Below are 11462 nucleotides of genomic sequence, written 5' to 3' on the forward strand. Positions count from 1 at the left end.
CCCCACCCGTACTCATGGGGTCTAGGTCAGGGCCTAGAAGTCCTCGTCCAGATCGACCGAGCCCTCGACCGCCACCTGGTACGCGGAGGGGCGGCGCTCGAAGAAGTTGGTCAGCTCCTGGACGCCCTGGAGCTCCATGAAGGAGAACGGGTTCTCCGAGCCGAAGACCGGGGCGAAGCCGAGCCGGGTCAGCCGCTGGTCGGCGACGCACTCCAGGTAGGCGCGCATCGACTCGGTGTTCATCCCCGGCAGGCCGTCGCCGCACAGATCGCGGCCGAACTGGAGCTCCGCCTCGACGGCCTCCTTGAGCATGTCGGTGACCTGCTGCTCCAGGGCGTCGTCGAAGAGCTCCGGCTCCTCCTTGCGGACCGTGTCCACGACCTCGAACGCGAAGTTCATGTGCATGGTCTCGTCACGGAAGACCCAGTTGGTTCCGGTGGCCAGGCCGTGCAGCAGGCCCCGGGAGCGGAACCAGTAGACGTAGGCGAAGGCACCGTAGAAGAACAGGCCCTCGATGCAGGCGGCGAAGCAGATCAGATTGAGCAGGAAGCGGCGGCGGTCGGCCGCCGTCTCCAACGTGTCGACCTGCTCGATCTGGTCCATCCAGCGGAAGCAGAACTGGGCCTTCTCCCGGATGGAGGGGATGTTCTCCACGGCCGCGAAGGCGGCGGCGCGGTCCTCCGGGTCGGGCAGATACGTGTCGAGCAGCGTCAGATAGAACTGGACGTGCACGGCCTCCTCGAAGAGCTGGCGGCTGAGGTAGAGCCGGGCCTCGGGGGAGTTGATGTGCTTGTAGAGGGTGAGCACCAGGTTGTTGGCGACGATCGAGTCCCCGGTGGCGAAGAAGGCCACCAGCCGCCCGATGAGGTGCTGCTCGCCCGGGGTGAGCTTGGCCAGGTCCGCCACGTCGGAGTGGAGGTCGACCTCCTCGACGGTCCAGGTGTTCTTGATCGCGTCGCGGTAGCGCTCGTAGAAGTCGGGGTAGCGCATCGGCCGCAGCGTCAGCTCGAAACCGGGGTCGAGCAGGTTCTTGTCGGCGGTGGACATTACTGGCAGGCCTCGCAGGACTCGGGGTTCTCAAGGGAGCAGGCGACGGCGTCGGAGGGCGCCTGCTGTACGGGGACGGGCGCGGCGGCGGTGGAGCCGGACGCGGCGCGGGCGATCCGGGTCGCCGGACGGGAGCGCAGGTAGTACGTGGTCTTCAGCCCCTGCTTCCAGGCGTACGCGTACATCGAGCTGAGCTTGCCGATGGTGGGCGTCTCCAGGAACAGGTTGAGCGACTGGGACTGGTCCAGATACGGGGTCCGGGCCGCCGCCATGTCGATCAGTCCCCGCTGGGGGATCTCCCACGCGGTGCGGTACAGCTCGCGCACCTCGGCCGGGACCCAGGTGAAGCCCTGGATCGAGCCGTTGGCGTCGCGCAGCGCCTCACGGGTCTGCGCGTCCCAGACGCCCAGCTCCTTCAGCTCCGCCACCAGGTAGGAGTTGACCTGGAGGAACTCACCGGAGAGCGTCTCGCGCTTGAAGAGGTTGGAGACCTGCGGCTCGATGCACTCGTACACGCCCGCGATGGAGGCGATGGTCGCCGTCGGCGCGATGGCGAGCAGCAGCGAGTTGCGCAGCCCGGTGGTGGCGACGCGCTCGCGCAGCGCGGCCCAGCGCTCGGGCCAGTTGCGCTCGGCGTCGGTGGAGTAGTGGTCCGGGTGGAGCACGCCCCGCGCGGTGCGGGTCTTGTCCCAGGCCGGGACCGGGCCATGGCGCTCGGCGAGGTCGGCCGACGCCTCGTAGGCCACCAGCATGATCCGCTCGGCGATCCGGGTGGAGAGGGCGCGGGCCTCGGCGGAGTCGAAGGGCAGCCGGAGCTGGAAGAAGACGTCCTGGAGGCCCATGGCGCCCAGGCCCACCGGGCGCCAGCGGGCGTTGGAGCGGCCCGCCTGCTCGGTCGGGTAGTAGTTGATGTCCACCACACGGTCGAGGAAGGTCACGGCGGTGCGGACGGTGGCGTCCAGCCGCTCCCAGTCCAGTTCGGCGCCCTCGGTGGTCCGGGTCACGAAGGCGCCCAGGTTCACCGAGCCGAGGTTGCAGACCGCGGTCTCGCCGTCATCGGTGACCTCCAGGATCTCGGTGCAGAGATTGGAGGAGTGGACCGTGTGGCCCGGCTCGGCGGTCTGGTTGGCGGTGCGGTTGGAGGCGTCCTTGAAGGTCATCCAGCCGTTGCCGGTCTGCGCGAGGGTGCGCATCATCCGGCCGTACAGCTCGCGCGCGGGCAGCGTCCTGCGGGCCAGACCCGCCGCCTCGGCGGCGCGGTAGGCGCTGTCGAACGCCTCGCCCCACAGATCGACCAGCTCGGGCACATCGGCCGGGGAGAAGAGCGACCAGGTGGAGTCGGTCTCCACCCGGCGCATGAACTCATCCGGGATCCAGTGCGCCAGATTGAGGTTGTGGGTGCGCCGGGCGTCCTCGCCGGTGTTGTCGCGCAGCTCCAGGAACTCCTCGATGTCCGCGTGCCAGGTCTCCAGGTAGACGGCGGCGGCGCCCTTGCGGCGGCCGCCCTGGTTCACGGCGGCGACGGAGGCGTCGAGGGTCTTCAGGAACGGGACGATGCCGTTGGAGTGTCCGTTGGTGCCCCGGATCAGGGAGCCGCGGGCGCGCACCCGGGAGTACGACAGACCGATGCCGCCCGCGTGCTTGGAGAGCCGGGCGACCTGGTGGTACCGGTCGTAGATCGAGTCCAGCTCGTCCAGCGGGGAGTCCAGCAGATAGCAGGAGGACATCTGCGGGTGGCGGGTGCCGGAGTTGAAGAGGGTGGGGGAGGAGGGCAGGTAGTCCAGCCTGCTCATCAGCCCGTAGAGGGAGAGCACCTCGGCCAGGGCGCGCTCGGAGTCGTCCTCGGCCAGGCCGCAGGCGACCCGGAGCATGAAGTACTGCGGGGTCTCGATGACCTGGCGGGTGAGCGGGTGGCGCAGCAGATAACGGCTGTAGAGGGTGCGCAGTCCGAAGTAGCCGAAGCGGTCATCGGCCGTGAGGTCGATGGCGGCGTCCAGCCGGTCGGCGTGGCGGGCGACGAACTCGGCGGTGCGGTCGGCGATCAGGCCCTGCTCCACGCCGACGGCGACGGACGCGGTGAACGAGGTGGCGCCCTGGCCCGCGGCCTCCTCGGCGACGGTACGGGTGAGCAGCCGGGCGGCGAGCCGGGAGTAGGCCGGGTCCTCGGAGATCAGTCCGGCGGCGGCGTCGGTGGCGAGCGTCCGCAGCTCGGCCGCGTCCGAACCGGCGTGACGGCCGCGCAGGGCGGCAGCGGCCACCCGGCCCGGGTCGGTGTCCGGCAGATCGGCGGTGAGGTCGGTCAGGGTCCGCAGCAGCGCGGTCCCGGGGCCGTCCTCGGTCCGCTCGGCGGCCGTCGCGTCGATCGGTGCGGCCGGATCGGCTGGCGCGATGGTCACGTGGTGCTCTCCCTCGCTCGGCTACGGGCCGACGGGCGGGAGGGCAGGGCCGTACGCGGGCGAGCCCGCAGGGGGACAGCGCACCGCACGGCGTCCACCGGCCCAACCGCGAGGCCCGGACGTCTGGCACCCGGGTCGGTTGATCCGGGTGCGCTGTCGGCAGACGGCCGGACTCGCGGTGGTGCGGGAGAAAAAACGCACCACGGCATACCGTTGCGGGACAGTTCCGGATTCACACCGGATTCCTCTGCGGACGACAGCGAGACGAGCATACATGTGGGGGCGGGGGGTCGTTGCCGCCCCCACATGTTGTGTCGGGTCGTGTTGGGATGGGGGCGCGCCGTGAGCGATCGGTGCCGTGGAGCCGGTACGGGAGCGGGTGGGCGCACCCCTTCCCCGGCAGGCCCCTGGGCAGGGGCGAGCGGCCGATTCGGGCGCGGAGCAGGGGAGTCGGGGCCCGCGAGCGCGGGCCGCGAGGGGGGAGGTTCCCCCGGTGGTGGCGGGCCGCGCGGGCGGGGCACACGGGCACGGCGGTGGAGCCCCGGGAGGGAAGCCTCCGGGGGCTCGGGGTGACGCGGACCGGTGGACGGCCGGGGGCTGGGACGCGCGCGGGCGGGGTGAGACGCGCGGGGTGAACCAGGTCAGGACGGTCCGGCCGGACAGGAACGGGGTTCAGGAGGGTGCGGGACGAACGCGGGTGGGGAGGGGCGCGGGGTGAATCTGGCGCGGGAGGGGCGCGGCGGGCCATGGGTCGGCCGCGCCCCGGGACCGGAAAGCCGCTGTCCGGCCCGGTCCGTCCCGCCAAGGCCGCTCTCCGAGACGTACCGGACAGGCGGTAGGGCGGCGGGGCGGACCGGGGCGGACGAGCGCGCGGGGGCGGACCCGGGGCGTACCGGAGAGGGCCTGCCGGACCGACGGCGGACCGGGCCGACCGCGTACCCGACTGGCGGCGGAGTGGACCGACGGCGGACCAGGGCGCACCGCACCGACTACGTACCAGACCGACTATGTACCGGACCGACTACGGGCCGGGACGGCGCGTGGGTCAGGACGGCCGCTTGAGGCGGGCCACGAACTTGTAGCGGTCACCCCGGTAGACCGACCGCACCCACTCCACCGGCTCGTTGTTCGCGTCCACCGAGTGCCGCGACAGCATCAGCATCGGCAGTCCCACGTCCGTCCCCAGCAGCCCGGCCTCCCTCGGCGTCGCCAGTGAGGTCTCGATGGTCTCCTCCGCCTCCGCGAGACGGACGTCGTAGACCTCGGCGAGGGCGGTGTACAGGGAGGAGTACTTCACCAGGGAGCGCCGCAGGGCGGGAAAGCGCTTGGCCGACAGATGGGTGGTCTCGATCGCCATGGGTTCGCCGCTGGCCAGCCGCAGCCGCTCGATGCGCAGCACCCGTCCGCCGGTGTTGATGTCCAGCAGCTCGGCGAGGGTGTCATCGGCGGTGACATAGCCGAGGTCCAGCAGTTGCGAGGTGGGTTCCAGGCCCTGGGCGCGCATGTCCTCCGTGTAGGAGGTCAGTTGCAGTGCCTGTGCGACCTTCGGCTTGGCGACGAAGGTGCCCTTGCCCTGGATTCGCTCCAGACGGCCCTCGACGACCAGTTCCTGGAGGGCCTGGCGGACCGTGGTGCGCGAGGTGTCGAACTCGGCGGCGAGGGTGCGCTCCGGCGGGACCGGTGTTCCCGGGGGAAGGGTTTCGGTCATCTCCAGCAGATGGCGCTTGAGACGGTAGTACTTGGGAACGCGCGAGGTGCGGCCGATCAGCGCGCCCGGGCTCTCGGTGCCGTCCGCGCCCTGGGCCAGGCCCTGCCTGCCGGGCTGCTGTGCTGCTGCCGTCACCGCTTCCTCCATTGACTAGACGCTGATCGTGGCACGGGGCGGCCCGAAGGCGTCCCTGGGTTGAGTGCCCGGACGGGCAACGAGCACGAGTGACCCTCTTATACACCGAGGCCACCAGGTCTGGTCTAGTCCATAGCCCCATGTTGCTCCGGGCCCCGCACGGGGCCCGCCGCTGGTCAGAGGCCGGAGTAGGGGCCGAAGGGGCCGAGAGGTGCCGGAGGAAGGGTCGGGAGGGAGCGCCGAAGGGCCGTTGTGACCACAGCGTACGGGTGGATGAGATAAGGAGGGTGTACGGGGGGAGGGGCGCGCGGACGCCAGCGCGGGGGCGCGGGGCGGGCGGGGGTTCCCGGGTGAAGCCCCCCGAGCGGCGGCCCCGGAGACGCCGCCGGAGATGGCCCCGGTCATGGCCTTGGCGAAGGCCCTCGGAGGGATCGGCGGTGGTCCGGAATGGAGGGATTCCGTACCCCCCGATACAGGGGCGATCCAGTGGTGTGAGAGAAACGGATGAGAAGGAATGCCCGGCCCGGAACGGCTCTACTCAGGGGTCAGATGTCGGTCTGGTAACGGACGGGTTGGGGCTTCTGACCGAGTCTTGACAGCCATAAAGGTCTAGGCCAAGCTCCGGGTACTGGTCTAAACCACTAAAGGCCGGTTCCCAGCCCCACGAGCGTCACTAGCTTCAGCTCTGCGGTACGAGTGTCACTAGGCATCAGCTTCGCGGTGGGCAGGGGGGTTGCAGACATCCCTGAGGAGGGTGGCGTGAAGCGCAAGCTCATCGCGGCGATCGGTGTCGCGGGCATGATGATCAGCATTGCCGCGTGCGGTGGTGGTAAGGATGATAACTCGGACAGCGGGGACAAGGGGGGCCCGGAGAGCTTCAAGGGCAAGACCCTCACGCTCTGGGCGATGGACGGCTCCACCCCGGACAAGTGGCTCGCCGACCTGACCGCCGAGTTCGAGCAGAAGACCGGCGCCAAGCTCAAGTTCGAAGAGCAGGCGTGGAACGGCATCATGCAGAAGCTGACGACGGCGCTCTCCGAGGAGAACCCGCCCGACGTCTTCGAGATCGGCAACACCCAGACCCCCTCCTACGCCAAGACCGGCGGTCTCGCCGACCTGAGCGACCTCAAGAAGGAGATCGGCGCCGACTGGGCCGAGAACCTCAACAAGGCCTCGGTCGTCGACGGTGTGCAGTACGCCGCCCCGTGGTACTTCGCCAACCGCGTGGTGCTCTACAACAAGTCCGTCTTCAAGGAGGCCGGTATCGCCGCGCCGCCGAAGACGCGCGCCGAGTTCATCGCCGCCCTGGACAAGATCAAGGCCAAGGGCAAGGCCGAGCCGATCTACCTGCCCGGCCAGAACTGGTACCACTTCGTCGGCCTCACCATCGGCCAGGGTGCCGAGCTGGTGAAGAAGGACGGCGACAAGTGGGTCTCCAACCTGGGTGACCCGAAGGTCGCCGCCGCCGCCGAGCTGTACAAGCAGCTCCAGTCCTACTCCAAGGCGCCCAAGGACAAGGACGAGGCCACTCCGCAGCAGGCCGACATCTTCGCCAAGGGCAAGACCGGCGCCTTCATCGGCATGGGCTGGGAAGCCGCCACGGCGATCAAGGCCAACCCGGCCATCGAGAAGGAGATCGGCTACTTCACCATCCCCGGTGAGACCGCCGACAAGCCCGAGGGTGTCTTCCTCGGTGGCTCCAACCTCGCCGTCGCCGAGGGCAGCAAGAACAAGGCGCTCGCCAAGGAGTTCCTGAAGCTGGCCCTCTCCGACAAGTACGAGGGTGAGCTCGCCAAGGTCAACGGCGTCATCCCGAACAAGGAGTCGCTGAACGTCAACCTCAAGGGCAACCCGGTCGCCGAGGCCGCCGCCCCGTCGGCCGCGCAGGGTGGCACCACCCCGCTGATCCCCGAGTGGGCCGCGGTGGAGAACGCGCCTAACCCGATCAAGACCTACCTGACGGCGGTCCTGAACGGGAAGAGCCCGGCCGATGCGGCCAAGCAGGTCGAGGGCGAGTTCAACAAGCGCCTCGCGCAGAAGCAGTAAGGCACAGAAGACCGGGGGCGGGCTCAGCGAGAGCCCGTCCCCGGTTCGCCTCTGTGCCCAACCGCTTTTTTGCCTCCCCATAGCGCCTAGGAAGAGATGGCAAGCGCATGACCGTGCAGACCGAAAGGCCGCCTTCCGGCCCGACGGCGGTCCCTCCGCGGACCGGTGAGGGACCAGGTAAACCCCCCGCGGCAGGGAGAATCGGGGCGCTGGCGCCCTATCTGCTGATGCTGCCCGCGGTCGTGGCCACCCTGGTGTTCCTGGGCTGGCCGCTGATCAACAACGGGATCCTGTCGTTCCAGAACCTCAATATGAGGCAGCTGATCCAGCACCTCACCGAGTGGAACGGGATCGACAACTACAGAGACGTCCTGACCGGCTCGGACTTCTGGCGGGTCACCGGCCGGTCCATCGTCTTCATGGCCGTCAATGTCGTCCTGATCATGATCCTGGGCACCCTGGTCGGCCTGCTGCTGGCCCGCCTGGGCAAGCGGATGCGGGTCGCCCTGCTGGTCGGTCTGGTCCTCGCCTGGGCCATGCCGGTCGTCGCCTCCACCACCGTCTACCAGTGGCTCTTCGCCCAGCGGTTCGGAGTCGTCAACTGGGTCCTGGTCCAGCTCGGCTTCGACGGGATGGCCGACTACAACTGGATGGGGACCCAGTTCTCCACCTTCTTCGTGGTCACGCTGCTGATCGTGTGGCAGTCGATCCCGTTCGTGGCGATCAACCTCTACGCGGCGACGACGACCATCCCCAAGGAGCTCTACGAGGCCGCGTCGCTCGACGGCGCCAACGCCTGGAAGAGCTTCACCTCGGTCACCATGCCCTTCCTGCGCCCCTTCCTCTACGCCACGACGTTCCTGGAGATCATCTGGGTCTTCAAGGCGTTCGTGCAGGTCTACACGATCAACCAGGGCGGTCCGGACCGGCTCACCGAGATCCTCCCTGTCTACGCCTACATCGAGGGCATCGGCAACCAGCACTACGGCATGGGCTCCGCCATCGCCATGCTGACCATCGTGCTCATGCTGATCCTGACGGCGTACTACCTCCGGATCGTTCTCAAGCAAGAGGAGGACGGGCGATGAAGCGCTCCCTGCTCGGCCGCAGCTGGCCCAACGTCACGGCAGTCCTGCTGATCATCGTCTCGGTCTTCCCCGTCTACTGGATGTTCGCGACGTCGTTCAAGAAGACGCCGGACATCATCTCGGAGAGCCCGGTCTGGTTCCCGACCGCTCCGACGCTCGAACACTTCAAGACGGCCTTCGAGGCGGACAACTTCTGGACGCTGGTCCGGAACTCCGTCACCGTCACCGTGCTCGCGGTGATCTTCTCGCTGATCATCGGACTCGCGGCGTCCTTCGCCCTGGCCCGCATGCGCTTCAAGGGCCGCCGGGGCTTCATCGTCGCCTTCATGATGGCGCAGATGGCCCCCTGGGAAGTCATGGTCATCGCGATCTACATGATCGTCCGCGACGCCGACATGCTGAACAGCCTGGTGCCGCTGACCCTCTTCTACATGGTGATGATCCTTCCCTTCACCCTGCTGACCCTGCGCGGCTTCGTCGCGGCGGTCCCCAGGGAGCTCGAAGAGTCGGCCATGGTGGACGGCTGCACCCGTGGCCAGGCGTTCCGCAGGGTGATCCTGCCGCTGCTGGCGCCCGGACTGATGTCGACCTCGATGTTCGGCTTCATCACCGCGTGGAACGAGTTCGCGATGGTGCTGGTGCTCAACAAGGAATCCGAGTTCCAGACCCTGCCGGTGTGGCTCGCCAGCTTCCGCAGCAACTTCGGCGACGACTGGGGCGCCACCATGGCCGCCTCCACGCTCTTCGCGATCCCGGTCCTCATCCTCTTCGTCTTCCTCCAGCGCAGGGCCGTCAGCGGGCTGACCGACGGCGCCGTGAAGGGATGACCCGATGAGTTCCCAGATTCCCCGGGACCAGCTCCACGCCGACGCCCTCGCCGTCCTCCAGCCCGGCTTCGCCGGAGCGACCGCCCCCGAGTGGGTCCGGCGTTCCATCGCCGAGGGCCTCGCCTCCGTCGCCCTGTACGGACGGAACTGCCAGACCCCCGAGCAGGTGGCCGCCCTCACCGCGGAACTCCGCAAGGAGAACCCGGACATCCTCGTCGCCATCGACGAGGAGGGCGGCGACGTCACCCGCCTGGAGGTCGTCGACGGCTCCTCCTGGCCGGGCAACCTCGCCCTCGGCACGGTCGACGACCCGGACGTGACCCGCGCGGTCGCCCGGGAACTGGCGCACTCGCTCGCCGCGTGCGGCGTCAACTTCAACTGGGCGCCCGACGCCGACGTCAACGCCAACCCCGACAACCCCGTCATCGGGGTACGGGCCTTCGGCGCCGACCCGGCGCTCTGCGCCCGCCACACGGCGGCCTGGGTGGACGGGCTCCAGTCCGTCGGCGTCGCCGCCTGCGCCAAGCACTTCCCCGGCCACGGGGACACGGCCACCGACTCCCACTTCGGGCTGCCGACCATCGAGGTCGGCGAGGCGGTCCTGCGGGAGCGGGACCTCGTCCCCTTCCAGGCCGCCGTCGACCAGGGCGTCAAGGCCGTGATGACGGCCCATATCGTCACCCCGGCGCTGGACGCCGAGTACCCGGCGACCCTCAGCCAGAAGGTCCTCAACGGACTCCTGCGCGCCCCGCGCGCCGAAGGCGGCCTCGGCTTCGAGGGGCTCATCGTCACCGACGGTATCGACATGGGTGCCATCGCCCAGACCTACGGGATCGCCCGGGGCACGGTCATGGCGCTCGCGGCCGGCGCGGACGCCATCTGCACCGGCGGTGGCCCCGACGGCGAGGACTTCGTGACCGAACTGGTCGAAGCCATCGTCCGCGCGGTGCGTGAGGGCGAACTCAGCGAGGAGCGGCTCGCCGACGCGGCCGGGCGGGTACGGGCCCTCGGGGCCTGGTCCACCGCCCAGGCGCGGCCCGACGCCCGGCGCGCCCCCGACCCGGCGGTCGGCCTCGACGCCGCCCGGCGCGCGCTGACCGTCACCCGGGCCGCCCACCACACCCCGGTCAGCGGCGCGGTCCATGTGGCCACCTTCTCGCCGGAGGCGAACATCGCCGCCGGAGACGCCACCCCCTGGGGCGTCCTGGGTGCCCTGACCGAGCTCCTCCCCGGCACGGACGGCGAGACCCACCCCGCCGGACGGGCCGAGGACGAGGGCGTGGCCGCGCTGGCCACCCGCATCCTCGGCGCGGCCGGTGAGCGCCGCACGGTCGCGGTCGTCCGCGACCAGCACCGCCACCCGTGGATGTCCCAGACGCTCCAGGCCCTCCTGACCGCCCGCCCCGACACGATCGTGGTCGAGATGGGCGTCCCCCAGGCGGCCCCCTCGGGCGCGCTGCACATCGCCACGTACGGCGCGGCGCCGGTCTGCGGCCGGGCGGCGGCGGAGGTCATCACGGGCGCGTGACCCTTGCGGGAGAACCGGGGGACGTCGATGCCGGGCGCGGCTTCACAGGAGGGGACCGCGCCCTGTACCGACGTCCCCCTCTCTCTTGTTGCGGGCGCTCAGCGTTGCGCCCGCTGCCCGCAGGACCTGGGTGTCCGTGTCCGTCGGCCCGCCTCGGGCCGGTCGCCGTTGTCCGCGTGCCGACGGCCTGTGCGGCCGGGAAGGGTGTCCGTGTGCTCCGTCGTACACGGTCCGCGGGCGCGGTGTCTGTCGCTGCCGCTGTCTTTCGTGTGCGGGGTTCGGTGGCCTCCGGGCTCACCTCCTCGGGAGCGGCGGACGAGGCCTTCCTGTCGCGTGAGGCCGGGTTGTCCCGCTCCTCCCTGCGGGGGCGACCCTGCACCCCCCGAACGTGCCCGCTGACCCCCGGCTGCCGTGGTGACGGTGTGTGTGACCGTGACCGTTGTCGACGGGCGAAGGACGCGCACCCCCGGACTCCGCGAGGGAGTTTCGCCACCGGATCCGCTCAAGGGGCTCTGCCGGTGAGTAGCTCCGTGTGAGGACTCGACCTACCCGAGGTCGGTTCTGAGCCGAAGGGGCGCGTCTGGGGGCACCCCCAGGCGCAGGCCTGGGGGATCTCAGGTGAGTCGCGCGGAAGCCGCGAGGAACGAGCGGCTGAGCACGTCGATCCTGAGAATCTCGGCTAAAGCG

7 protein-coding genes and 1 riboswitch are annotated in these 11462 nt (G+C 69.9%); of the genes, 4 read left to right on the forward strand and 3 right to left on the reverse strand.

The window, feature by feature from the left end:
* Positions 1-33: 33 nt before the first annotated feature.
* The 3 genes from ACFVIM_RS27290 to ACFVIM_RS27300 all read right to left on the reverse strand — a co-directional run bounded on the left by ACFVIM_RS27290 (position 34) and on the right by ACFVIM_RS27300 (position 5298).
* Entirely contained in the window at positions 34-1047 is a 1014-nt protein-coding gene (locus ACFVIM_RS27290) for a ribonucleotide-diphosphate reductase subunit beta (protein WP_384306493.1), read from the reverse strand.
* On the reverse strand, positions 1047-3443 hold the full coding sequence (locus tag ACFVIM_RS27295) for a ribonucleoside-diphosphate reductase subunit alpha (RefSeq protein ID WP_384306496.1): 2397 nt from the start codon (positions 3441-3443) through the stop codon (positions 1047-1049). Before ACFVIM_RS27295 ends, ACFVIM_RS27290 begins: the two co-directional genes overlap by 1 nt.
* 167 nt (positions 3444-3610) lie before the next feature.
* Positions 3611-3685, reverse strand: a riboswitch (cobalamin riboswitch).
* An 803-nt stretch (positions 3686-4488) separates the two neighbouring features.
* Positions 4489-5298, reverse strand: coding sequence for a GntR family transcriptional regulator (locus ACFVIM_RS27300; protein WP_384306499.1), 810 nt, complete (start codon positions 5296-5298; stop codon positions 4489-4491).
* A 747-nt stretch (positions 5299-6045) separates the two neighbouring features.
* Between ACFVIM_RS27300 and ACFVIM_RS27305 the strand changes: the two genes are divergently transcribed.
* The 4 genes from ACFVIM_RS27305 to ACFVIM_RS27320 all read left to right on the forward strand — a co-directional run bounded on the left by ACFVIM_RS27305 (position 6046) and on the right by ACFVIM_RS27320 (position 10775).
* Positions 6046-7332: an extracellular solute-binding protein gene (locus ACFVIM_RS27305; RefSeq protein ID WP_384306501.1), complete on the forward strand. Its 1287-nt coding sequence runs from the start codon at positions 6046-6048 to the stop codon at positions 7330-7332.
* A 107-nt stretch (positions 7333-7439) separates the two neighbouring features.
* Positions 7440-8420 carry a carbohydrate ABC transporter permease gene (locus ACFVIM_RS27310; protein ID WP_384306504.1) on the forward strand — a complete coding sequence of 327 codons (981 nt, stop codon included), beginning with the start codon at positions 7440-7442 and terminating at the stop codon, positions 8418-8420.
* Positions 8417-9247: a carbohydrate ABC transporter permease gene (locus ACFVIM_RS27315; protein WP_384306507.1), complete on the forward strand. Its 831-nt coding sequence runs from the start codon at positions 8417-8419 to the stop codon at positions 9245-9247. The genes ACFVIM_RS27310 and ACFVIM_RS27315 overlap by 4 nt, the downstream gene beginning before the upstream one ends.
* A 4-nt stretch (positions 9248-9251) precedes the next feature.
* Complete coding sequence (locus ACFVIM_RS27320) at positions 9252-10775, forward strand: glycoside hydrolase family 3 protein (protein ID WP_384306510.1); 1524 nt, start codon at positions 9252-9254, stop codon at positions 10773-10775.
* The last annotated feature ends 687 nt before the right edge of the window (positions 10776-11462 follow it).

It is taken from the genome of Streptomyces sp. NPDC057638 (assembly GCF_042800315.1).
Classification (GTDB): domain Bacteria; phylum Actinomycetota; class Actinomycetes; order Streptomycetales; family Streptomycetaceae; genus Streptomyces.

Bases quoted from the DNA above. Each gene is read 5' to 3' on its own strand.
- ACFVIM_RS27290 (WP_384306493.1), bottom strand. From the start codon at position 1,047: ATGTCCACCGCCGACAAGAACCTGCTCGACCCCGGTTTCGAGCTGACG.
- ACFVIM_RS27320 (WP_384306510.1), top strand. From the start codon at position 9,252: ATGAGTTCCCAGATTCCCCGGGACCAGCTCCACGCCGACGCCCTCGCC.
- ACFVIM_RS27315 (WP_384306507.1), top strand. From the start codon at position 8,417: ATGAAGCGCTCCCTGCTCGGCCGCAGCTGGCCCAACGTCACGGCAGTC.
- ACFVIM_RS27300 (WP_384306499.1), bottom strand. From the start codon at position 5,298: ATGGAGGAAGCGGTGACGGCAGCAGCACAGCAGCCCGGCAGGCAGGGC.
- ACFVIM_RS27310 (WP_384306504.1), top strand. From the start codon at position 7,440: ATGACCGTGCAGACCGAAAGGCCGCCTTCCGGCCCGACGGCGGTCCCT.